24 protein-coding genes are annotated in these 23,236 nt (G+C 63.9%); 14 read left to right on the forward strand and 10 right to left on the reverse strand.

All coding sequences use genetic code 11. From position 1 onward, the window contains the following. Positions 1-46 precede the first annotated feature (46 nt). The 3 genes from gpt to Q8N40_RS08585 are packed head-to-tail and all read right to left on the reverse strand — an operon-like array spanning position 47 to position 1,775. Positions 47-574: a xanthine phosphoribosyltransferase gene (gene gpt, locus Q8N40_RS08575; protein WP_305318129.1), complete on the reverse strand. Its 528-nt coding sequence runs from the start codon at positions 572-574 to the stop codon at positions 47-49. Between the two features lie 7 nt (positions 575-581). Then, complete coding sequence (locus Q8N40_RS08580; RefSeq protein WP_305711517.1) at positions 582-1,001, reverse strand: PaaI family thioesterase; 420 nt, start codon at positions 999-1,001, stop codon at positions 582-584. Positions 1,002-1,034: 33 nt separating this feature from the next. Beyond that, positions 1,035-1,775, reverse strand: a complete 741-nt coding sequence (locus tag Q8N40_RS08585; RefSeq protein WP_305318131.1) for a molybdopterin-binding protein — start codon at positions 1,773-1,775, stop codon at positions 1,035-1,037. Between the two features lie 244 nt (positions 1,776-2,019). Here Q8N40_RS08585 and Q8N40_RS08590 point away from each other — a divergent pair, with 244 nt between their 5' ends. The 8 genes from Q8N40_RS08590 to Q8N40_RS08625 all read left to right on the forward strand — a co-directional run bounded on the left by Q8N40_RS08590 (position 2,020) and on the right by Q8N40_RS08625 (position 10,194). Next, on the forward strand, positions 2,020-3,438 hold the full coding sequence (locus Q8N40_RS08590) for a circularly permuted type 2 ATP-grasp protein (RefSeq protein ID WP_305318132.1): 1,419 nt from the start codon (positions 2,020-2,022) through the stop codon (positions 3,436-3,438). A gap of 18 nt (positions 3,439-3,456) precedes the next feature. After that, on the forward strand, positions 3,457-4,401 hold the full coding sequence (locus tag Q8N40_RS08595) for an alpha-E domain-containing protein (protein ID WP_305318133.1): 945 nt from the start codon (positions 3,457-3,459) through the stop codon (positions 4,399-4,401). A gap of 71 nt (positions 4,402-4,472) precedes the next feature. Further along, complete coding sequence (locus tag Q8N40_RS08600) at positions 4,473-5,312, forward strand: transglutaminase family protein (RefSeq protein WP_305318134.1); 840 nt, start codon at positions 4,473-4,475, stop codon at positions 5,310-5,312. 186 nt (positions 5,313-5,498) lie between these two features. Continuing rightward, positions 5,499-6,806: an ABC transporter substrate-binding protein gene (locus tag Q8N40_RS08605; protein WP_305711518.1), complete on the forward strand. Its 1,308-nt coding sequence runs from the start codon at positions 5,499-5,501 to the stop codon at positions 6,804-6,806. Between the two features lie 57 nt (positions 6,807-6,863). Beyond that, positions 6,864-7,619: an ABC transporter ATP-binding protein gene (locus Q8N40_RS08610; protein ID WP_305711519.1), complete on the forward strand. Its 756-nt coding sequence runs from the start codon at positions 6,864-6,866 to the stop codon at positions 7,617-7,619. 12 nt (positions 7,620-7,631) lie between these two features. Further along, positions 7,632-8,336 carry an ABC transporter ATP-binding protein gene (locus tag Q8N40_RS08615; RefSeq protein WP_305318137.1) on the forward strand — a complete coding sequence of 235 codons (705 nt, stop codon included), beginning with the start codon at positions 7,632-7,634 and terminating at the stop codon, positions 8,334-8,336. A gap of 23 nt (positions 8,337-8,359) precedes the next feature. Continuing rightward, positions 8,360-9,232 (forward strand): branched-chain amino acid ABC transporter permease, encoded by an 873-nt coding sequence (locus tag Q8N40_RS08620; RefSeq protein WP_305318138.1) that lies wholly within the window; start codon positions 8,360-8,362, stop codon positions 9,230-9,232. Next, on the forward strand, positions 9,229-10,194 hold the full coding sequence (locus Q8N40_RS08625) for a branched-chain amino acid ABC transporter permease (protein WP_305711520.1): 966 nt from the start codon (positions 9,229-9,231) through the stop codon (positions 10,192-10,194). Before Q8N40_RS08620 ends, Q8N40_RS08625 begins: the two co-directional genes overlap by 4 nt. A 152-nt stretch (positions 10,195-10,346) precedes the next feature. On the opposite strand, the gene Q8N40_RS08630 is transcribed toward Q8N40_RS08625, so the two are convergent. Then, on the reverse strand, positions 10,347-11,201 hold the full coding sequence (locus Q8N40_RS08630; protein WP_305318140.1) for a VOC family protein: 855 nt from the start codon (positions 11,199-11,201) through the stop codon (positions 10,347-10,349). A 69-nt stretch (positions 11,202-11,270) separates the two neighbouring features. On the opposite strand from Q8N40_RS08630, the gene Q8N40_RS08635 reads away from it, so the two are divergent. Further along, positions 11,271-12,575: an FAD-binding oxidoreductase gene (locus tag Q8N40_RS08635; RefSeq protein WP_305711521.1), complete on the forward strand. Its 1,305-nt coding sequence runs from the start codon at positions 11,271-11,273 to the stop codon at positions 12,573-12,575. Positions 12,576-12,585: 10 nt separating this feature from the next. Here Q8N40_RS08635 and Q8N40_RS08640 read toward each other — a convergent pair whose 3' ends face one another. From Q8N40_RS08640 to Q8N40_RS08655, 4 genes are read right to left on the reverse strand one after another with little or no spacing between them, the layout of a single operon-like run. Then, positions 12,586-14,223, reverse strand: a complete 1,638-nt coding sequence (locus Q8N40_RS08640) for an ABC transporter ATP-binding protein (RefSeq protein WP_305318142.1) — start codon at positions 14,221-14,223, stop codon at positions 12,586-12,588. Beyond that, the gene (locus Q8N40_RS08645) at positions 14,220-15,050 is read right to left on the reverse strand and encodes an ABC transporter permease (protein WP_305711522.1); all 831 of its coding nucleotides are present in this window, start codon (positions 15,048-15,050) and stop codon (positions 14,220-14,222) included. The genes Q8N40_RS08640 and Q8N40_RS08645 overlap by 4 nt, the downstream gene beginning before the upstream one ends. A 4-nt stretch (positions 15,051-15,054) precedes the next feature. Further along, a complete protein-coding gene (locus tag Q8N40_RS08650; RefSeq protein WP_305318144.1) occupies positions 15,055-16,032 on the reverse strand; it encodes an ABC transporter permease in 978 nt (325 codons plus the stop codon). A gap of 24 nt (positions 16,033-16,056) precedes the next feature. After that, positions 16,057-17,673 carry an ABC transporter substrate-binding protein gene (locus Q8N40_RS08655; RefSeq protein WP_305711523.1) on the reverse strand — a complete coding sequence of 539 codons (1,617 nt, stop codon included), beginning with the start codon at positions 17,671-17,673 and terminating at the stop codon, positions 16,057-16,059. A 400-nt stretch (positions 17,674-18,073) separates the two neighbouring features. On the opposite strand from Q8N40_RS08655, the gene Q8N40_RS08660 reads away from it, so the two are divergent. The 3 genes from Q8N40_RS08660 to Q8N40_RS08670 all read left to right on the forward strand — a co-directional run bounded on the left by Q8N40_RS08660 (position 18,074) and on the right by Q8N40_RS08670 (position 21,120). Next, positions 18,074-18,832 (forward strand): peptidase, encoded by a 759-nt coding sequence (locus tag Q8N40_RS08660; protein ID WP_305711524.1) that lies wholly within the window; start codon positions 18,074-18,076, stop codon positions 18,830-18,832. Between the two features lie 12 nt (positions 18,833-18,844). After that, positions 18,845-19,600, forward strand: coding sequence for an SDR family oxidoreductase (locus Q8N40_RS08665; protein WP_305711525.1), 756 nt, complete (start codon positions 18,845-18,847; stop codon positions 19,598-19,600). A gap of 215 nt (positions 19,601-19,815) precedes the next feature. After that, positions 19,816-21,120 carry a NupC/NupG family nucleoside CNT transporter gene (locus tag Q8N40_RS08670; protein ID WP_305711526.1) on the forward strand — a complete coding sequence of 435 codons (1,305 nt, stop codon included), beginning with the start codon at positions 19,816-19,818 and terminating at the stop codon, positions 21,118-21,120. Between the two features lie 88 nt (positions 21,121-21,208). Here the strand turns inward: Q8N40_RS08670 and Q8N40_RS08675 are convergent, their stop codons facing one another. Together Q8N40_RS08675 and Q8N40_RS08680 are read right to left on the reverse strand one after the other, a co-directional pair. After that, complete coding sequence (locus Q8N40_RS08675; RefSeq protein WP_305318419.1) at positions 21,209-21,769, reverse strand: cupin domain-containing protein; 561 nt, start codon at positions 21,767-21,769, stop codon at positions 21,209-21,211. 101 nt (positions 21,770-21,870) lie between these two features. After that, positions 21,871-22,155 (reverse strand): usg protein, encoded by a 285-nt coding sequence (locus Q8N40_RS08680; protein WP_291860270.1) that lies wholly within the window; start codon positions 22,153-22,155, stop codon positions 21,871-21,873. A 379-nt stretch (positions 22,156-22,534) separates the two neighbouring features. On the opposite strand from Q8N40_RS08680, the gene Q8N40_RS08685 reads away from it, so the two are divergent. Then, entirely contained in the window at positions 22,535-22,852 is a 318-nt protein-coding gene (locus tag Q8N40_RS08685; protein WP_304869979.1) for a co-chaperone GroES, read from the forward strand. 147 nt (positions 22,853-22,999) lie between these two features. Then, positions 23,000-23,236 (forward strand): TCP-1/cpn60 chaperonin family protein (locus Q8N40_RS08690; RefSeq protein ID WP_305711527.1); only part of this gene is annotated, 237 nt, incomplete at its 3' end.

The following is a 23,236-nucleotide window of genomic DNA, read 5'->3' on the forward strand; positions in this document are numbered from 1 at the left end:
AATAATACCGCTCTATTCGCCATTCGCTACTCGCTATTCGCCCTTATCACACCCTGCCGTCGCGGATCGGCGGCTGGAATGACAGCGCGGTATCCCAGGGAAAATGGATCCAGGTGTCCTGCGACACTTCGGTAATGAACGTGTCGACCAGCGGCCGTCCCTGCGGCTTGGCGTAAACCGCCGCGAAATGCGCGTCCGGCATCATCGTGCGCACCAGCCGCCCGGTCTTGCCGGTATCGACGAGATCGTCGACGATCAACAATCCTTTGCCGGTGCCGCCGCCGAGTCTTGCCACTTCCGACGAAACGTCCTTGAGAACCTGCAACTCACCTTGTTTGGTATGGTCGTAGCTGGCGATGCAGACGGTATCGATCACGCGAATGCCGAGCTCGCGCGCGACGATCGCCGCCGGCACCAGTCCGCCGCGGGTGATCGCGACCATGGCATGAAACGGCCCGACGGCATTGAGCCGCCAGCTCAGCGCCCGGCAATCCCGGTGAAACTGGTCCCACGATACCGGAAAGGCCTTGCCGGCCTTCTCCTGCGCGCTCAGTTCCGGATGCTCGGCCATCATCGTTCCCCTACATCTTCCGGATAATGGCCGTGGCCGTCGCGGTGGCGACGATCTTGTCGTTTTGCATGAGTTCGGCGCTGAGCTGGCAGACTTCCCTGCCGCGCAGCACCACGCGCCCGACACCGCTCAGCGGCCCTGCTTTCGCCGGTCGGTGAAACTGGACGTTGAGGTTCAGCGTCGGCGCGAATTCGCCGGCGTCCAGCGTCGCGGTGAGCGCCGGGCCCATGGTGTCGTCGAGCATGGCGGCGAGAAAGCCGCCCTGCACGTTGCCGGCCGGATTGAGGAATTCCTGCTTCGCCTCGAACGTGACCTCGGCGGTGCCGCGTTCGCCATCGATTGCGGCGAATTCGATGCCGAGCGTCACCGCACAGGGCGGCGGCGGCAGCTCGCCGCGGACGATCTTCCAGAAGAACGAATTCTTGTCCACGACGCGCTTCCCGCTCCGCTTTCGAATGATCCGCTAGCGGGTGGTGATGTTCAGTCCCGCCAGCATCTCCTTGACCGCGTTCATCGCGGCAGTGAGTTTTTCCGGATCGCGCGAGCGGACCACGAGATTGGTGTTCGGCTTCTTTTCGTCGTCGATGAACGGGTAGCTGCCAATCACGGTGTCCGGATGCGCGTTGGCGATTTCGCGCAGGGGGCCACCGACGTCGCCTTCCCGCGCATTGGCGCGAACCGATTCCGACAGCATCCGCACGCCGGATTTCAGCTTCGGCGCCACGATGTCCATCATCGCCTGCATGATGGTCGGCACCCCCGCCATCACGATGACATTGCCGATCTTGAAGCCTGGCGCGAGAATGGTGGCGCTCTGGATCAGTTCGGCGCCGTCGGGGATCCGCGCCATGCGCAGCCGGGCCTCGTTCAGATCCTGCGCACCCCAGCGCTCCTTGAACCGCGCCACGACTTCCGGATGGTGGTCGATGCCGACGCCGAACGCCTTGGCGATGGCGTCGGCGGTGATGTCGTCATGGGTCGGCCCGATACCGCCGGTGGTAAAGACGTACTCGTAGCGATGCCGCAGCGCATCAAGGGCGGCGATGATGTCGGCCTCCTCGTCGGCGACGACGCGGACCTCCTTGAGGTCGATCCCGATATTGGTGAGGTATTCGGCGATAAAGCCGATGTTCTTGTCCTTGGTCCGGCCGGACAGGATCTCGTCGCCGATCACCAGAATGCCCGCGGTGACGATCTCGCTCATAACCTCTCCCTCGCCCTCTATCGTGACTGTGCGCAAGCAACGCCTTGAAGTCACGGGGTTTTGCTGCCGAAATAAGCACCGGCCAGCCGTTTTTTGAGGCAGCTGGTGGAACCCTCCCTACCAAATGCCCCCGGTGAATGCATATCGCGCTGGCCCGGCGCTTGCTACCATCCCTTTCAGTCATGCACTGTCGCGCATGGTCCTGGAACGGGCTCGGAATGACCTTGGAAAAGCGTCGGGATATATGGCAGTTGCGTTCGATGAAATGAATGGGCCCGGCGGCGAGATCCGGCCGGCCTACCAGGAACTGTCCCGCTGGTTGAAAGAAACGCCCGCGGAGGCGCTGGAATATCGCCGCCAGGAGGCGGAACTGCTGTTCCGCCGGATCGGCATTACCTTTGCCGTCTATGGCGACGCCGAAGCCCAGGAACGGCTGATCCCGTTCGACGTTATCCCGCGAATCATGGCGGCGAAGGAATGGGCCATCCTGGAGAAGGGCCTGAAGCAGCGCGTGCGCGCGCTCAACATGTTCCTGCGCGACATCTATCACGGCCGCGACATCCTGCGCGCCAACATCATTCCCGACGACCTGATCTTCCAGAACCCGGTGTTCCGGCCGGAGATGAACGGCCAGCACGTGCCGCACGACGTCTATGTCCACATCGCCGGCATCGACATCGTCCGCATCGATCCGGAAGAGTTCTACGTGCTGGAGGACAATGCGCGCACGCCTTCCGGCGTGTCCTACATGCTGGAAAACCGCGAAATCATGATGCGGCTGTTTCCCGACCTGTTCGCCCGCCACCGCGTCGCGCCGGTGGAAAAATATCCGGACGAACTCTTGTCGGCGCTGCGCTCGGTGGCGCCGCTCAGCGCCTCGTCGGAGCCGACGGTGGCGCTGATGACCCCCGGCGTCTACAATTCCGCCTATTACGAGCATTCGTTCCTCGCCGACAAGCTCGGCATCGAACTGGTCGAGGGCCGCGACCTCATCGTCAAGAACGACGAAGTGTTCATGCGCACCACCGAGGGCCTGAAGCGGGTCGACGTGATCTACCGCCGGGTCGACGACGACTTCCTCGATCCCCTCACCTTCCGCCCCGATTCGGCGCTCGGCGTGCCCGGGCTGATGTCGGCCTATGCGGCCGGCAACGTCACGCTGGCCAACGCGGTCGGCACCGGCATCGCCGACGACAAGGCGGTCTATTCCTACATGCCCGAAGTGGTGAAATTCTATCTCGGCGAAGAGCCGATCCTGAAGAATGTGCCGACCTGGCGCTGCCGCGAGCCGAAGGATCTGGCCTACGTGCTCGATAATCTGAGCGAACTGGTGGTGAAAGAAGTGCATGGCTCCGGCGGCTACGGCATGCTGATCGGGCCCGCCGCCACCAAGGCAACCATCGAAGCGTTCCGCGACAAGCTCAAGCGCGAGCCCGAGGGTTTTATCGCGCAGCCCACGCTGGCGCTGTCGACCTGCCCGACCTGCGTCGAATCCGGCCTCGCGCCGCGCCACGTCGATCTCCGGCCGTTCGTGCTGACCGGCAGCAACCACGTCACCATCGTGCCCGGCGGGCTGACGCGGGTCGCGCTGAAGGAGGGATCGCTGGTGGTCAATTCCAGCCAGGGCGGCGGCACCAAAGACACGTGGATACTGGACGAGTAGAGAGAGCAAGATTCCCGCATGCTGTCACGCACCGCCGAAAACCTGTACTGGCTGGCCCGTTACGTCGAACGCGCCGAATATCTCGCGCGCACCATCGAGGCGACGCTGCGGGTCACAGCACTGCCGAACACCTATATCGGCAAGACCAACGAATGGGATTCGGCGCTGCTGACCGCCGGCGTCAGCGCCAGCTTCTACGAAATCTACGAGGAAGCCGACGAACAGAACGTCGTCGAATTCCTGTCGTTCTCGCCGGCCAATCCCTCCTCGATCAAGAATTGCATCGAAAACGCCAGGCTGAATTCGCGCTCGGTACGCACCGCGCTGACCTCCGAGATGTGGGACAACATCAACTCCGCCTGGATCGACCTGCAGGAGGTCTGGGGCAAGGGCACCAAGACGCGCGAGGAACTGGCGAAATTCCTGCGCTTCGTGCAGGAAACCTCGCTGCGGTTCGACGGCTCGGCCTACCGGACCATGCTGCGCAACGACGCCTACTGGTTCTCGCGGCTCGGCCTGCATCTGGAGCGCGCCGACAACACCGCCCGCATCCTCGACGTCAAATATCACGTGCTGCTGCCCGAAGAGGAACATGTCGGCGGCCCGCTCGATTACTACCAGTGGACCTCGATCCTGCGCTCGGTCTCGGCGCTGACCGCTTATCACTGGGTCTACCGCGAGACGCTGAAACCGTGGCTGATCGCCGATCTCCTGATCCTCAACGATTCGCTGCCGCGTTCACTGGCGAGCTGCTACGGCAACCTGGTGCGCAATCTCGACCAGATCGGCGTCGCCTATGGCCGCCAGGGCGCTGCCCAGCGCCACGCCCGCGGCGTCCGCAATCGGCTGGAGCACAGCCACATGGACGACATCTTCCAGCGCGGCGTGCATGAATTCATCCAGGAATTCATTCTGGACAACGGGCGGCTCGGCGAAATCATCACCAAACAGTATCTGATCTGATGGAGTATCGTCATTCCGGGGCGATGCGAAGCATCGCTCCGGAATGACAGCGGACAAGAGTTGTACACGCCATGCGCCTGCGAATTGCCCATTCCACCAGCTATCGCTACGAACCGCCGGCCACCGGCGTGATCCAGATTCTGCGCATGACGCCGGGCAGCCATGACGGCCAGTACGTCGCCGAATGGCAGATCGACGTCACCACCGACTCCCGGCTCCAGGTGCATCAGGACGCGTTCGGCAATGTCACGCATGTCCTGACCGAAGGCGCGATCGCCGACCTTACCATCACGGTCGAGGGCCTGATCGAGACCCACGACACCGGCGGCGTGCTGCGCGGCACCGACGAGCGGTTTCCGCCGAGCCTGTTCCTGCGTTCGACCGATCTGACCGTGGTCAATCCGGCGATGGCGAACTTCGCGCGCGAGCTGCGCTCGGAATCGGAGAGCGACGTGCTCGGCTTTCTGCATGCGCTGATGATGCAGATCAACGAACACATGACGTTCGACGAAGACCCCACCAACAGCGGCACCTCGGCGGTGGAAGCCTTCGCGCTGAAGCGCGGGGTGTGCCAGGACTACGCGCATATCTTCATCGCCTGCGCGCGCACCGGCGGCGTGCCGGCGCGCTTCGTCGCCGGGCACTTCCTGCGCTCCGACGGCATGGTCCAGCAGCAGGCCGGCCACGCCTGGGCGGAAGCCTTCGTGCCCGACCTCGGCTGGGTCGGATTCGATCCGGCCAACGCCATCTGCACCACCGACGCCCACGCCCGCGTCGCCATCGGCCTCGATTATCTTGGCGCCGCACCGGTGCGCGGCACCCGCTATGGCGGCGGCATGGAGACCCTGACGGTGGCGGTCAGGGTCGAACAAGTGGGCGGACGGCAGGGCCAGTCGCAAACCCAGTCGTAACGCCCTTCATTCCGCCGCGCGCAATTGCGCGCCGGCAAAGATGCACTTTCTCGTCGTGTGACATGATGGTCGGCGCCTTTGCGCCGGTTCGACGATGCTTGACGCTTGACATCGGTCCGTACTCCCCGTGTGATGGGGAACCACAATAACAATAAGCGCAATGCACAATTTTCCAGGGAGGTTTTGATGCCGGTGCGTAAGGCTGCCCGTGTGATTGGCGGGCTCGTGGCCGCGATAGCGGCGCTGGGTGTGGCGTCTTCCGCCCATGCCCAGGAAAAGAAAATCAAGATCGGCGTGATTTACGACCTGACCGGCCCGCTCGCTGGCGGCGGCTCGGAGCTGCAATACACCGGCGCCAAGATCATGCTCGACTCCTACGCCAAGACGCTGGTGGAGGGTTACAAGGTCGAGGCGGTCTATGCCGACGCCCAGAGCAAGCCCGACGTCGCCATCAACGAGGCGATCCGGCTGATCGAGCAGGAAAAGGTCGACATGCTGCTCGGCTTCTTCTCGTCGGCGCAGTGCGTGCCGGTGGCCGCCCGCGTCGAGCAGCTCAAGAAATTCATGTGGATCACCACCTGTATTTCCTCGGCGGTGCTCGACGGCAAGAATTTCAAGTACATCTTCCGTCCGCAGGCGAGCGGCGACCAGTTCGGCCTGATCGCGATGGACTTCATCGCCAACAACGCCAAGGAGAAGCTGGGCAAGGAGCCCAAGGACCTGCGCGTCGCCATCATCCACGAGGACGGCGCCTATGGCGTCGACGTCGCCAAGGGCAATATGGCCGGCGCCAAGAAGGCCGGCTTCGAAGTGGTATTGAAGGAAGGCTATGCGGCCACCGCGCCCGACCTGTCGGCGCTGGTGACAAAACTGAAGCGTGCCCGGCCGGATGTAATTTTTCATACCGGCTATAACCCCGACATCACGCTGATGCTGCGCCAGGCGCGCGAGCAGGGCCTGAAATTCGGCGCGCTGATCGGTCATGGCGCCGGCTACGGCGTGTACGAGAAGCTGAAGGAAAGTCTCGGCGGCGACGTCAACCACTTCTTCAACGTCGATCCGATCTCGATCTGGCTCGCCAACCAGAAAAACATGGACCCCAAGCTGCCGCCGGTCATCAAGATGGTCGGTGAGGAGTTCGACAAGGCCAAGCCGGGCATTGCCATCCGCTCGGCGCATGTCGGCATGGCCGCCTCCAACACCTACGTCTTCCTGACCGAAGTGCTGCCGCGCGCCATCAAGAAATATGGCGGCGTCGATCCGGAAGCCCTGCGCAAGGCGGCGCTGGAGCTCGACCTGCCCGAAGGCGGCACCATGCTCGGCTTCGGCGTCAAGTTCCACGCGGACGGCGCGATGGCCGGTCAGAACGAGCGTTCGTTCCCGGTGGTGATCCAGTACATCGACGACAAGTCGTCGGTGGTGTGGCCGAAGAGCCAGGCGCAACGCGAAGCCATCCTGCCGCTGCCGGCAGGCTCGACCTACAGCAACAAGTAGACGTCCCGAGGAAGCAAGTCCCAACGCAAGCTACAAGACAAAACATAAGGGACCGTCGTGCTGGTAGTTGAGGGCTTGGTAAAGCGGTTTGGCGGCTTCACGGCTGTCAACCAGGTATCGTTCCGGGTCGAACAGGGCGAGATTCTCGGCCTGATCGGCCCGAACGGTTCGGGCAAGAGCACGATCTTCAACATGCTGTCCGGCACGTTCGCGCCGTCGGCGGGATCGATGCAATTCGACGGCAGCGAGATCTCGGGGCTCGCGCCGCATCGCATCATCAATCGCGGCATCGGCCGCACCTTCCAGATCCCGCGGCCGTTCCACCGGCTGACGATCTTCGAGAATGTGGCGCTGGCCGGCTATTTCGGCCAGGGCCGCCACAGCCGCATCAAGGCCGAGGAAGCCGCCGAGCGCGCGCTCGGCATGGTCGGCCTGACTGCCGACCGCCACGCTCTGGTCGATGGTCTCGGCGCCGCGGGGCTGAAGAAGCTGGAGCTCGCGAAAGCGCTGGCGACCGGCCCCAAACTGCTGCTGGCCGACGAAAGCCTGGGCGGGCTCGACGAGCACGAGATGGACCAGGCCGCCGATATGCTGCGCAAAATCCGCGACGAACTCGGCATCACCATCATCTGGGTCGAGCACATCATGGGGGTGCTGATGCGGGTGGTCGATCGCGTGATGGTGCTGGATCACGGCGAGAAGATTTCCGAGGGGCTGCCGAGCCAGGTGTCGAGCGATCCGCGGGTGGTCGAGGTCTATCTCGGCACCGACGCCGTTGCAACGCAAGCCGCAGCCGCCGAAGCGCGTCGGTAAGGGAGCGCGCGCATGCTGGAACTGAAATCGATCGACGCGGGCTACGGCACCTTCCAGGCGCTGTTCGGCGTCAGTCTCGACGTCAAGGCGGGCGAAGCGGTCGGCGTGATCGGCCCCAACGGCGCCGGCAAGACCACCCTGATGCGGGTGATCTCCGGCCTGATCCGGCCGCGCGCAGGCTCCATCTCGATGGAAGGCACCGACATCCTGAAGACGCCGGAGCATCGCATCGTCAGCCTCGGCATTGCGCATGTGCCGGAGAACCGCCGGCTGTTTCCCCGCCTTACCGTGGAAGACAATCTCAAGATGGGCGCCTTCATGCCGGAGGCGCGGGCCCGCTTCGCCGAACGGCTGGAATTCGTGTTCGACCTGTTTCCGCGCATGAAGGAACGCCGCCACCAGATGGCCGGCACCATGTCGGGCGGCGAGCAGCAGATGTGCGCGATCGGCCGCGCGCTGATGTCCGATCCGAAATTGCTGCTGCTGGACGAGCCTTCGGCGGGCCTTGCGCCGGTCGTGGTGCAGCAGGTGTTCGAACTGGTGAAACGAATTCGCGGCGGCGGCCTCACGGTGCTGATCGTCGAGCAGAACGTGCAGCAGGTGCTGAAAGTGGTCGATCGCGCCTATCTGCTGGAGGCAGGCTCGATCCGCGCTTCCGGCAGCTCGGCGGAGATGCTGGCGAACGACTCGATCCGGCAAGCCTATCTCGGCGTCTAGGATTTTGGAGTGGCGGTAAAACGATGACGGACATTTTCGACATCTACCTGCTCGAAGCCATGGTGAACGGCATCCTGCTCGGCGGCGTGCTGGCGCTGCTGGCGCTGGGGCTGAACCTGATCTTCGGCGTCATCGACGTCACCTGGATCTGCTACGCCGAACTGGTCATGATCGGCATGTACGGCATGTACTACATGGTCCAGGCTTTCGGACTGCCCTATTATGTGGCGGCGCCCTTCACCATCCTGCTGGTCGCGGGGCTGGGCGCGCTGCTGCATCTGCTGGTGATCGCTCCGCTGCTCACGGCGCCGCCGATCAACCAGTTGCTCGCGACCGGCGGCGTGCTGTTCGTACTGCAGAGCTTCGCCACCGTCGCCTTCGGCATCGACTTCCGCAACCTCGGCATCAGGATGCCGGTGCTGAAGTTCGCCGAGATGCATTTCAGCTATTCCCGCCTGCTGGCGTTCGCCGCGGCCCTGATCGGCATGACGCTGGTCTATTACTTCATGAAGAAGACCTATGTCGGCACCGCGATCCGCGCCATCTCGCAGGACCGCCAGATCATGGCGCTGATGGGCGTCGATACCCGCCGGATCTATCTCATCACTTCGGCGCTGGGCGGCGCGCTCGCCGGCCTCGCCGCCTGCCTCCTGGTGCTGCAATACGACATCCATCCCTTCGTCGGTCTGTCGTTCGGCCCGATCACCTTCCTGATCGTCGTGCTGGGCGGACTGGGCAATTTCGTGGGCGGCTTCGTGGCGGCGTTCGTGTTCGCCGAGATCATCTCGCTCGGCGGGCTGTTCTCGGATCTCGAATGGGGTTACGTGCTGGCCTTCGCCTTCTTCATCGTCATGATGTTCATCCGGCCCGCCGGGCTGCTGGCGAGGCGCTCGTGACCGCAAAACAGTCCCTCCCCTGGATCGCCGGCGCGGCGCTGATCGCGCTCCCGTTCGTCTATCGCGAGCCCTACCATCTGCACATCCTGATCCTGATCCTGATCTGGTCGTTCGCCTATACGTCGTGGTCGATGATGGGTCGCTTCGGCCTGGTTTCGCTCGGCCATGGCGGCTTCATGGGCGTCGGCGCCTATGTGACGGCATTGCTGTGGAATCATCTCGGCGTATCGCCGTGGATCGGCATTCCCATTGCAATGGTCGCCGCCGCGATACTGGCGATGATCGTGGCCTATCCGTGTTTCCGCTTCCGCATCACCGGCCATTATTTCGTGCTGGTCACGCTGGCGCTGTCGGGAATCGTGCTGCAGGTGATTACCGCGACCCGCGACTACACCGGCGGCTCGCTCGGCTACACGCCCGACCGCACCAAGGGCAGCCAGATCTGGGCGCTGCAATTCGACGACAAGGTCACCTGGTACCTGATCGCGCTCGGGGTCTGGGCCGCGGGCCTGGCGATCTGGAAATGGGTCGACCGCAGCATGGACCGCTATGCCCTGGAGGCGATTTCCGAGGACGAGGACGCCGCGGCCGCAGCCGGCGTCAACGTGACCTGGGAAAAGCTCAAGATCACGGTGATTTCGGCGTTGATGACCTCACTCGCCGGCTCGCTCTACAGCCAGTACCAGATGTTCATCTCTCCGGACACGGTGAGCGGCATCGCGGTGTCGCTGCAGATGGTATTCGCCGTTATCGTCGGTGGCCTCTACGTGTCGCTCGGACCGACGGTCGGCGCCATCATCACCATCCTGCTGGCGGAGACCCTGCGCATCGGCTTCGGCACCAAGGCAGTCGGCTGGGACAACCTGGTCTACGGCGTGCTGCTGGTGGTTTTCATCATCTTCCTGCCGAAGGGAATTCTGGGAAGCATCATCGACAGGGTGAAGATGGCAAGGAAGGCATAGTCCGTCGTCATTGCGAGGACCCCGCGAAGGCGGGGGTATCCAGTAATCGTCGGCTTCAGCGATAGAACCGAGATGCCGCTGCGTACTGGATCGTCCGCGTTCGCGGACGATGACGGCGGAGAGTTCAGTGGCGTGGCAATGACGATCTCAGACTATGCCCCCACAAACACCAGTAGCGTGCCATTCGCCGTCGCAGGCGGAACGCAGACGGCCCCGGCGCTGCGGAAACCGGCGTTCCCGACCGCCTTCTCCGCCGCCGCAAGATCCGATGTCGCGATCACCATGCCGGCGCTGCCGCGCTCAGGCAGTCCGGCGAACGCGACTTCCGGATAGCGCTTGCCCAACTGGTCGCGGGTGAGGAACACAAAATCGGCGCGGTCCGAGCCGGAGGGCACCGCGATGGCGCCATCCGCCTCGGCCCTGACGTCGCGGTCGATCATGCGTCCGAGATGCGCGGCGTCCTTGGCGGGCTCGGTCGAGACGACCAGCACCTGTTTCAGCCGTTGCGCGCCGTTGGCGTGTTTCATCAGTTCGGGAATCCAGACGGTTTCCCGGGTCTTGTGCTGGCAGGCGAAGATGCGCAATCCGCCCGGCGCTTCGGCTACCGGCCATTGAAAGGTGGTGAATTTGGCCGCCGACAGGCTGCCATCCGGCATCGTCACCGGGCGTTCGAAATCGGTCGGCCCGATCGGCTCATAGCCGCGCGCGCGAATCTCCTCGGCACCATCGGCCGAGTTCACCGCGGTGAAAGCGATGCGTTCGATGCCCTCGCGCTTGGCGAGAAAGGCCCGCGCCGGCGCATTGTGTTCGGTGTCGGTCAGCACGCCGAGCAATTCGATGTAGTCAGGGTCGAGCATGATGGTGTAGTTGCCCGATCCCATCTTGGCACTGTGGGTGCCGCGCGGCGAGATGGTGAAGCCGAGCCGCTTCCAGTTCACGGCGGCGGCGTCGAGGTCTTTGACCATGACGACGGCATGGTCGATTCCGATGACATTCTGGAGCGGCACTCTGTTGTTTCCCCGGCGTGAATTGGGCTCTAAGCTAACCAGATCATCGACGGCAAGGAAAGCATAACGATGCATACCGCAAATGTCCGCTGGCCCGACTCGCTATGGGCCGCGGCGACGCCGCCCGGTCCGGAGTTGCCGGAACTCGCAGGGACCGCCGAGGCTGATGTCATCGTCATCGGCGGCGGTTTCACGGGCCTGTCGACGGCGCTGCATCTGCGCGAGGCCGGCGTCGACGTGGCCATCTTGGAGGCCATGGAGCCGGGCTGGGGCGCCTCAGGGCGCAACAACGGACAGGTGATTCCGACCCTGTCGCGGCCCGATCCCGAAGACATCATCGCGAAACACGGCGCGGTCGGAGAGCGCTTTGTCGCGCTGCTGCGCGACAGCGCTTCCACGCTGTTCGATGTCGCCAGGCGTTATCAGATCCAGGCCGAGCAGGAACAGGCCGGCTGGGTGCAGCCGGTTCATTCACCGGGGCGCATCAAGATCGCCGAGCGGCGGGTGCGGCAATGGTCGAAATTCGGCGCCGATGTCGAGATGCTGTCGCGCGACCAGACCCGGCAGATGCTGGGCTCGGAGGCCTGGTTCGGCGGCTTCTGGAACAGGACCGGCGGGCATATCAACCCGCTGGCGCTGGCGCGCGGCCTCGCCCGCGTGGTGCTCGATCAAGGCGGCCGGATTTACGCGCGCTCGCCCGCGATCTCGTTCGAACGGAAGGGCGACCGCTGGGTGGTCAAGACCGAAAAGGGCGAGATCAGCGGCCGGGCGCTGATCGTGGCGACCAACGCCTATACCGGCGAATTCTCCAAAACCCTGATGCCCGAAATCGCCCACGAGGTGATGCCGGTGCTGTCCTGGCAGATGGCGACGCAGCCGCTGTCCGAGGCGGCCCGCAAAACCATCATTCCCGGCCGGCAGGCGATGTCCGATACCCATGGCGAACTCTATTTCGCGCGCTATGACGCGCGCAACCGGTTGGTGACCGGCGGGGCCGTGATCGGCCCCGGCAACAAGGTGGAGCGAATCAAACAGCGGGTCGGCGAGCGCCTGCAGCGGCTGTGGCCGCAGATCGGACCGGTCGCGTTCGATTATGTCTGGAACGGCTATGTCGGGATGACAACGGATTTCCTGCCGCGCATTCACCGGCTCGGGCCCGACGCCTATGGCTGGACCGGCTGCAACGGCCGCGCCGTCGCGCTGTCGATCGCGCTCGGCGATGAGCTGTCGAAGGCGGTGCGCGGCACACCGCAGGCCGATCTGGCGCTGCCGTTCACCGAGCCGGTCGCGATTCCCGCGCATGGCCTCATGCGCAAGCTCGCGCCGCTGATGCTGATGATCTACCGGCGGCGCGACGCGCGCGAAATCGCCTGAGACGGCGCCGTCAGGTGAACACCGACGTCGCGTGCTTCCTGGCGAACTCGCCGCCGGGAATCGAATCCAGCAACGCCCTAGTGTAGGGATGCTGCGGATTGCCGAACACTTCACCGGCGAGCCCGTGCTCCACCACCTCGCCGTCCTTCATGACCGCCACGAGGTCGCAGATCTGCGCGGCGACCCGGAGATCGTGGGTGATGAACACGATGGAGAGGCCGAACCGCTCGCGCAATCCAGCGAGCAGTTTCAGCACCTGCGCCTGCACCGATACGTCCAGCGCCGACACCGCCTCGTCCGCGACCAGCACTTCCGGCCGCAGCGCCAGCGCGCGCGCCAACCCGATGCGCTGACGCTGGCCGCCGGAAAATTCGTGCGGAAAGCGGTCGCTGGCCGAGGGGTCGAGCCCGACCAGCGCGAACAGCTCCTTGGCGTCGGCGATGGCCTGCGCCCGCGGGGTGCCGTGCACGATCGGTCCCTGGGCGACCAGCTCCGCGGCCTTGCGGCGGGGGTTGAGCGACGAGAACGGATCCTGAAACACCATCTGGATATGGCGGGTCTCGCGGCGGACCTGCTCGCGCGTCAGTTTCGCCCAGTCCTTGCCCTCCAGCACGATCGCGCCGGCATCGGGATCGATCAGCCGGACGATGCAACGGGCGAGCGTCGATTTGCCGGATCCGGATTCGCCGACGATCCCCAGCGTCGCCCCGCGCGGCAGTTCAAGCGAAACATTTTTCACCGCATGCGTCACCCGCGCGCCGCGCCCGAGAAATCCGCCGGTGCGGAACGTCTTGGACACGTTGTCAATGGTCAGGATCATTTGATCGGGCAGCGTCCGCGGCGGCGGCGCCGTCAGCGGCGGCACCGCCGCGATCAGTTGTTGGGTGTAGGGATGTTGCGGGCGGTAGAGCACCGAGGCGGCATCGCCCTGCTCCACGATATGCCCCTGCTGCATGACCGCGACGCGGTCGGCGATCTCGGCGACGACGCCGAAATCATGGGTGATGAACAACACCGCGGTCTTTTTCCGCTGCTGCAGCTCCCGGATCAGCGTCAGGATCTGGGCCTGCGTGGTCACGTCGAGTGCGGTAGTCGGCTCGTCCGCGATCAGGAGCCGCGGATCGAGCGCCAGCGCCATCGCGATCATGGCACGCTGGCGCTGACCGCCCGACAATTCGTGCGGATAAGCCCTGGCGGCACTTTCGGGATCGGGGATTCGTACGTCTTCCAGCAGTGCCTGGACCCTGGCGCGGATGGCGGCTTTCGACAGACCGGTGTGGATCGAGAACATCTCGCCGATCTGGTCGCCGATGGTGCGCAGCGGATTTAGCGCCGTCATCGGCTCCTGAAAAATCATCGCGATGCCGGCGCCACGCACGGCGCGCATCTCGGCCGTGGTGGCGGCCGCGAGGTCCCGGCCTTCGAACATCACCCGGCCGGCATCGATGGTGACCTCTTTCGGCAGCAGCCGCATGATGGCGTTCGCCATTACCGACTTGCCGGAGCCGGATTCGCCGACCACGCACAGGATTTCGTTGGCGGCAATCGCGAGCGACGCGCCGGACACCGCATGCGAGCGGTCCGCGCCGGCGGGCAGGCTCACGCCGAGTCCCTCGATGGTCAGGATGGTCGGGGCGGCTTCGCTCATCGCCCCTTGAGCCTCGGGTTCAGCGCGTCGTTCAATCCCTGCCCGACCAGCGAGACCGCCAGGACCGTGACCAGGATCGCAATGCCGGGGATCGCCGAGACATACCACTGCACCCGCAGCACGTCGCGGCCGAGGCCGATCAGATTGCCCCAGGAGGCGACGTTGGGATCGGAGAGGCGGAGAAACGCCAGCGCGCTTTCGAGCAGGATCGCAACCGCCATGATGACGCTGGCGTAGACGATGATCGGCGGCAAGGCATTGGGCAGGATCTCGCCGAGGATCAGCTGGATATCCTTCATGCCCAGGGTGCGCCCGGCCTGGACGAATTCCCGGTTGCGCAGCGACAGGAACTCGGCGCGCGTCAGCCGGGCCGGCGCCGGCCACGACACCACGCCGACGGCAATGGTGACCGTGGTCAGGGTCGAGCCGAACACCGCGACCAGCACCAGCAGCAGCACGAAATTCGGCAGCGTCTGGAACGCCTCCGTGATGCGCATCAGCACCGTGTCGATCCAGCCGCCATAATAACCGGCAAGCGCGCCGATCAGGATGCCGATGGCAATCGCGATGAGGGTGGCGACCCCGCCGATCAGAAGCGAAATCCGCGCGCCATAGAGGATTTGCGCCGCGATATCGCGGCCGGAATTGTCGGTGCCGAGCAGGAAGCGTGGATTCGAGAACGGCCAGATCAGGGGCCGCCCGGCCAGCGCCAGCGGCTCGCGCGGATAGAACCAGCTGGCGCTGAGCGCCATCGCCACCACGAACAGCAGCAGCACAAGGCCGGTGACGGCGGCGGGACTGCGAAAGTATCGTTTGACCGCGTCCACCGCGCTAACCCTCCGCCGCGATGCGCGGATCGAGCCGGGCATAGACCAGGTCGACGGCAAAATTCACGACAATGACCAGCAGAGCCGAGACGAAGACGATCCCGAGCAGCGTGTTGAGGTCGCGCTGCACCACGGATTCGTAGGCGAGACGGCCGAGGCCGGGCAGCGAAAACACGCTCTCGACCACGACGGAACCGCCCAGCATGGTGCCGGCCTGCAGCCCGATCAGCGTCACCATCGGCAGCAGCGCGTTGCGCAGCACGTGACGGATCACCACCCGGGTCTCGTCGAGCCCCTTGGCGCGCGCGGTCCGGACGTAATCGAGGTTGAGCACCTCGAGCATCGAGGCGCGCATGATGCGCAGGTAGATGGCGAGGAAGATCAGCCCGAGCGTCAGGGTTGGCAGCACGAGATGACGGGCGATGTCGAGGGTGCGCCAGATACCGGTCTGCAACGCGCCGATGTTCTCGAAGCCGCCGGCCGGCAACCACTGTAGATAGATCGAGAACACCACGATCGCCATCAGTCCGAACCAGAACGACGGGGTGGCGTAAAAGATCAAACCCAAAATCGAGATCAGCGTATCGGGCCATTTGTTGACGCCGCGCGCGGCGATAACGCCGAACACGATGCCGAAGAAGAAGGCGAACGACAGCGACGCCGTCATCAGCAGGATGGTCGGCGGCAGCCGTTCCAGAATGACCGACGCCACCGGCTTGCCATAGATCGAGGAGAAGCCGAGATCGAGCCGGATCAGGCGCCAGAGGTAATTGCCGAGTTGCGCCGGGATCGAAAGGTCAAGCCCGTAGAACTTGCGCAGTTCCTTCGCGGTGGCGGCGTCGCCGCCGCCCATCTGCGCCATCATGGCGTCGACGGTGTCGCCGGGCGCGAACTGCAGCAGCAGAAATACGCCGACCAGGATCAGGGCCAAGGTGGGAATCGAGGCGGCCAGACGCCGCCCCGCTAGTCTGAAGATGCGCATCGGGCCATCTTGTCGGAGTTTACGTCACGCGGAAAGCCAAAGATCGTGCCAGCTCGACGACCCCCAGCGCGGCGTATTGGAGTGATTGCGCGCCCTGGCGCTGATCACCGTCACGAAGATCTGCTCGATCGGCATCCAGACCGGCACTTCCGTGTTCACCTGCTTGACAAACTCGGCATACAGCGCCTTGCGCCTGGCCGGATCCACCTCGGTCGCGGCGTCGTCGATGGTCTTGTCCACCGCCGGGTCCTGCCATCCCCACTGGTTGGTCCAGGGCGCGCCCTTGGGCTGGCCGGATCTGTACCACACCGTGGTCGAGACCGCGGGATCGTTGCGGTACTGGTGCCATCCGGTGGCAAGATCGAAGGCGTGCTCGTCATAGACCTGCTTGAGGAAGCCACCGCCGTCGTTGCGCACGATTTCGACCGTGATCCCGACTTCGGACAGCGATTGCTGGATAAAGGTCGACCACAGCGAGATGTCCTCGCCCCACGGCGCCGGCAGCAGGCGCAGCGAGAAGCGGGTTCCGCCGGAGCCGCGCTTGTATCCGGCTTCGTCGAGCAAGGCCGCTGCCTTCGCCTTGTCGTAAGGATATTGCGGCGTGCCGGCGCCGGGATAGAAGTCGGTCGAGGTCGAGGGAATCGGACCGGTTCCGAGCCTGGCGAAATCGCCGAGAAAATTGTCGATGAAGAACGGCACGTTGATGGCGTGCGCGACGGCGCGGCGAACGCGGATATCCGACAGCTCCTTGCGGCGGAAATTGAACTCAAGGGTATTGGTGCGTGCATTGCCTTCATTGCCCCTGGTCGAGACGACAAAACGCTTGTCCTTGGACAGCCGCGACATGTCCGAAATGGTCAGACCCGAGAACGGGCTGTAATGCAATTCGCCGGCCTCCATCTGCGCCGCGGCCGCCGCCCGATCGGTGATGACGCGCCAGACGATGCGGTCCAGATAGGGCGCGTTGGGACGCCAGTAGTCCGGATTGCGGTCGGCCATGACATACTGGCCGCGCTCGTATTTGACGAACTTGAACGGACCGGTGCCGACCGGCGCGAGGTTGACCGGGTTCGGCCTGATATCGCCGGATTCATAGAGATGCTTGGCCGAGATATAGCCGAGGTCCGGCAGCGCGCGCAGCAGCAGGTTGAGCGGCATCGGCCGCTCGTAACGGAAGATCGCGATGTGCGGATCGGGCGTGTCGACGGCGGTGAGAAACAGCTGCAGCGTCGAGCCGTAGTTCAGGATCTTCTTCCACATGTTCATGGCGGTAAACGCCACGTCCGCCGATGTGAAGGGCTTGCCGTCGTGCCAGGTGACACCCTTGCGCAGCCTGAAAGTGACCGTCTTGCCGTCGGGCGAGGCCTCCCAGCTTTCCGCGAGCACGCCGACCGGTTTGCCGTCGGCGTCGAGATCGACCAGGTTCTCCTGGATCTTGCCCGAGATGATATAGACGCCGGTGGACGCCTGGATGCTGGGGTTGAGTTGGCGCTGCTCGGCGCCGTAGTGCACGTTGAACACGCCGCCCTTGCGCGGCGTTTCCTGCGCAAGGGCCCGCAGCGGGTTGATGACATTGGCGGCAATGGCAGCCGACGTCAGCAGCGCGGTGCGGCGATTGATCGCCAGGCGTGTAAAATCCATCGAAGCCTCCTCAGCGTAAGCATTGTTCGAGGGCCGCCCGCTCGGGGCCGGGATGCGCATGGCGGAGGCTACGACACAAGCGTGGACGGAGTCATTTCCTAATCAGGCTGCCGCGGGAAATTACCTGCTGATGTTGTGGGCCAACCAGCACGATCCTTCGGCAACGACGCAGGGAGAACTCTGTTCGAGCTTGCGGATTGTGCGTGGCATTCAGCCTCAAAATCCATCGGGCGCGCCCCGCCACGAATTTGACGGAGGGCTTTTAGCCGCTCGAAGATGGTTGCGCTCGAGGGGTTTACGGGGGAATTGCGGAGGCATTGAGGGGGAATTGGGGTTGGATGCCATCCTGAAATTGGCTACTAGTTGCGCGCCGACCGTCTCGGCTGTGTTGGGGACCGGAATGACCTATTGCTGCGGAGTGCTGGTGCGGGACGGGCTGGTCATGATCGCCGATACCCGCACCAATGCCGGGCTCGACAACGTCTCGACCTTTCGCAAGCTGCACATCTTCAACAAGCCGGGCGACTGCATCATGGCGATCGCCAGCGCCGGCAATCTGGCGATCAGCCAGTCGGTGCTGTCGACCCTGACCGAGGGGCTCGAGGATCCGCACACCGGCGCCATCGAGACGCTGATGAACGCGCCGACCATGTTCCAGGCGGCGCAGCGTATCGGCCGCGCCATCCGCGCGGTCAACGCCACCGAAGGCGCAGCGCTGAAATCCGAGGACATCAATTTCGACGTCTCCTTCCTGTTCGGCGGCCAGATCAAGGGCTCGCGGATGCGGCTGTTCATGGTGTATCCGGCCGGCAATTTCATCGAATGCACCACCGACACGCCCTATTTGCAGATCGGCGAGCACAAATACGGCAAGCCGGTGCTCGACCGCGCGATGCATTACGACGTCGAACTCTATGAAGCGCTGAAGACCAGCCTGATCTCGATGGATTCGACCATGCGTTCCAATCTCGGCGTCGGCCTGCCGATCGACGTACTGGTGGTGCGGGCGGACGTCTGCGACGCCGATCTCAACCACCGCATCGAGGCTGGCGAACCCTATTTCCACGATCTGCGCTCGCGCTGGTCGGCGGCGTTGCGCGCGGCGCACCAGAACATTCCAAGACCACCCTACAAGACCGAAACACAACCAAAAACATAAAGGCGGGAAACAATGGCCGACAAGATCGCATTGGTGACGGGCGCCGGTACCGGCGTCGGACGCGCGGCGTCGCTGGCGCTGATGAGCGCGGGTTTTACCGTGGTGCTGGCGGGGCGACGCATGGAGATGCTGCAGGAAACGCAGAAGCTCGGCGATAATGTCGGCAAGAGCCTCCCGGTGTCCGCCGACATGACCGACCCCGGATCGATCGCCGCGCTTTTCGCCAAGGTGATGGAAGTCTACGGCCGGCTCGACCTGCTGTTCAACAATGCCGGCATGGGCGCGCCGCCGGTGAATTTCGAGGATCTCGGCCTCGAACAGTGGCAGGCGGTGGTGAACACCAATTTGACCGGGCCGTTTCTGTGTACCCAGCACGCGTTCCGCATCATGAAGGACCAGACTCCGCGCGGCGGTCGCATCATCAACAACGGCTCGATCTCGGCGCACGCGCCGCGGCCGTTCTCGTCGGCCTATACGTCCACCAAACACGCCATCACCGGACTGACAAAAGCCACCAACCTCGACGGCCGCATGTACGACATCGCGGTCGGCCAGGTCGACATCGGCAATGCCGCGACGCCGATGACCGACCGCATGGTCGCCGGCCCCGGCGTGATGCAACCCGACGGCACGATGAAGCAGGAACCGCGCATGGACGCCAAGGCGGTCGGCGACGCCGTCGCCTACATGGCGAACCTGCCGCTCGACGCCAACGTCCTGTTCATGACGGTGATGGCGACCAAGATGCCGTTCGTGGGACGGGGTTAGGGCACACTCTCTCGTCGTCCCTGCGAACGCAGGGACCCATACTCCGCGACGCTGACTGTTGGTCGAGGTATCTACCGCCGTGTCCTCATTGAGGGGCCACGGCGTATGGGTCCCTGCGTTCGCAGGGACGACGTGTTGAGACGTCGCTGCCCAGTATATACGCCGCCTTTCCACACATTCTCAACGCTGCCATAATCCCCGACTTCGGGGGAATCATGCTTCAGCTGCAATCGGCGTTCGGCGTGTTCGCGTTGCTCGCGATCGCGTGGGCGCTCAGCGAAAACCGCCACGCGGTTTCGCTGAGGCAGGCCGCGATCGGCCTTGCCTTCACCTTTCTTACCGCGGTGGCGCTGACAAAGCTGCCGTTCGTCGCGCATGCGTTCGGCGCCATCAATGACGCGGTCGGGACCATTTCCGCCGCTTCGCGCGCCGGCAGCTCGTTCGTGTTCGGCTATCTCGGCGGCGGCGCGCTGCCGTTCGATCTGAAGGCGCCGGGCGCGGATTTCATCCTGGCGTTTCAGGCGCTGCCGGTGGTGCTGGTCATGAGCGTGCTGACCACGCTGCTGTTCTACTGGAAAGTCCTGCCGCCGGTGGTGCGCGGCATGTCGTGGCTGCTGGAGCGCACGCTCGGCGTCGGCGGCGCGGTCGGACTGTCCACCGCGGCCAACATCTTTCTCGGCATGGTGGAAGCGCCGCTGTTCATCCGGCCCTATCTGGCGCGGCTGACGCGCAGCGAACTGTTTCTGGTCATGACCGTCGGCATGGCCGGCATCGCCGGCACGGTGCTGGTGCTCTACGCTACCCTGCTGTCGCAGCTGATCCCGGATTCGGCGGCACATTTCGTCATCGCCTCGGTGCTGGCGGCGCCGGCGGCGATCCTGGTCAGCCTGATCATGGTGCCGGAGACGTCGGACGCGCGCACCGCCGGCGCGCTGGACGATCCCCGCGGCGATCCCCGCGTGGCGTTCATCGATGCAAAAGTGGCGAAGGCCGATCCGGATATCCACGCCTCCTCGACCATGGATGCGATCGTCAAGGGCACCACCGCCGGGCTCGAGCTGCTGCTCAACATCGTGGCGATGCTGCTGGTGCTGGTGGCGCTGGTCTATCTCGCCAATGCTGTCCTCGGGCTGCTGCCGCATATCGGCGGCGCCGCGATTTCGATGCAGCGGATGCTCGGCTACGTCATGGCGCCGGTGTGCTGGCTGATGGGCCTGCCGTGGCCGCAGGCGGTCACGGCCGGCAGCCTGATGGGCGTGAAGACCGTGCTGAACGAGCTGATCGCCTATGTCGACCTGTCCAGGCTCGGTCCCGAGGCGCTCGACCCGCGCTCTCGGTTGATCATGCTCTATGCGATGTGCGGCTTTGCCAATTTCGGCAGCCTCGGCATCATGATCGGCGGCCTCGGCACCATGGCGCCGCAACGCCGCGAGGAGATCAATGCGCTGGGATTGAAGTCGATCGTGTCGGGCACGCTGACGACGTGTCTGATGGGGGCGATCGTGGGGGTGTTGACGTAATCGTCATTGCGAGGAACACAGCGACGAAGCAATCCATTCTTGTTGCGCGATGGATTGCTTCGCTTCGCTCGCAATGACGGCGACTAACCTACGACGCCAGTTCGACCGTCTTGAACTCCGCCGGCAAGATCACTTCCAGCAATTCGACGTCGTCGGAATAGTCCAGGATCAGATGCTTGATGCGCGGCGGCTGGGTCCAGGCGCTGCCGGCTTTCATCAAGGTCTCGCCCTGGCCTTCCAGGTAGGTTTTGATCCAGCCCTTGAGGACATAGACCATCTGGAATTCGACATCGTGGAAGTGCAGCTTCGAGACTTCGGCCGGATTGCAGGGTCCGATCAGCCGGATCACATGGGCCTGAGCCAGGCCGTGGGTCGCAGCCGCAATGCCGAGATCGCGATACTGCGCGTAAGTGCGCAGCCCGTCGGCCTTGAAATCCTCTTCGCGGTGATGGCTGATGGCGATGCGCTGCTTCGGGCGTTTGGCGGCGGGCTTCGGCGGCGCCTTGATGGGCTTGGCAGTGCTCTTGGCAGTGCTCTTGGCAGTGATGATCTGCCGCGCGGTGGATTTGGCGACGGCTTTCGGTGACGGCGATTTTTTCAGCGCGGCGCTTTGGGCCGCGGCCCGTGATGTCGGCTTCTGCTTGGCCATGGAGGTGCTCCCTTTCCGAATGGTGGAGAAAGGTTAGCACAAATCGAAATTCGCAGGGTGGGCAAAGCCGCGCTCTTCGCGCAATGCCCACCCGATCCCGCTCAATGCAGCCGGAACACGCCGTCGACGGCGCGCAGTTCGGCCGGCTTGATCAGTTTGGAATGCGCCACGGTGACGGAGAACAGCGGGCCTTCGAGCTTTTCCTCCCAGAACGCGAGAAAGTCCTTCAGCGCCGGGAATTTCGGGAACAGATCGTAATTCTGCCAGACGTAGGTTTGCAGCAGCGACGGGTGATCCGGCATCCGATAGAGAATTTGCGCCGTCGTCAGCCCGTAACCCAGCACCTGTTTCCGAAAATCGTCGGAAACGCCAACCCGCGAGACCATGCCAACCTCCATTGCTGGAGCGCATTCATCTGGTGGCTGCCGACCGGGAGCCACCCGGTGGAGATGCGCTCACATGTTAGAAATGTGACGCACGATACCAACCCATCACAAGCCTAAATGTTTAACGAACTGTTGAAAAATGATGCGTTAGCAGCAGCTTACCGCACGTGCTAATACGGGGTTTCGCGCTCTGTTCCGGGGAATTAATCATGATTAATGATTTTGGCAGCCGTCCTATTTGAGTGCCAGTTTTTCTGCTAGAAGCCCTTGTTCCCCGGACCAGACTGGACTATGTCACCACCAGCCGCGCTGGCACTCGCCGGCGTGGACTGCCAAAACTCAAAACTCTGTAATAGATCCAGAAACTTAGGAGGACTGCATGAAATTCCGTCCGCTTCACGACCGCGTTGTAGTCAAGCGCATCGACGCCGAAGAGAAGACCGCTGGCGGCATCATCATTCCGGACAGTGCCAAGGAAAAGCCCTCCCAGGGCGAAATCACCGCCGTTGGCCCGGGTGGCCGCGACGAAGCCGGCAAACTGATCCCGATCGACCTCAAGGTCGGCGACCGCGTGCTGTTCGGCAAGTGGTCCGGCACCGAGGTCAAGCTCGACGGCGTCGAGCTGTTGATCATGAAGGAGAGCGACATCATGGGCGTTCTCACCGACGTTCCCGCCGCCAAGAAGAAGGCCGCTTAAGCGCCCTCTCCTCTCCCTCATCCTGAGGAGCCGGCGCAGCCGGCGTCTCGAAGGATGAGACCGCAAGCTCAATCGTTTCATCCTTCGAGACGCCCGCTCAGGGCGGGCTCCTCAGGATGAGGACCAGTTTCAAACGGAGACAGACATATGTCAGCTAAAGAAGTCAAATTCGGCGTCGATGCCCGCGATCGCATGCTGCGTGGCGTCGAGATCCTCGCCAACGCGGTGAAGGTCACGCTCGGTCCCAAGGGCCGCAACGTCGTGCTCGACAAGTCGTTCGGCGCACCGCGCATCACCAAGGACGGCGTCACCGTCGCCAAGGAAATCGAGCTTGAAGACAAGTTCGAGAACATGGGCGCCCAGATGGTGCGCGAAGTGGCCTCC

Origin of the sequence: Bradyrhizobium sp. (genome assembly GCF_030693485.1) — a bacterium.
In the GTDB taxonomy this organism is placed as follows: domain Bacteria; phylum Pseudomonadota; class Alphaproteobacteria; order Rhizobiales; family Xanthobacteraceae; genus Bradyrhizobium.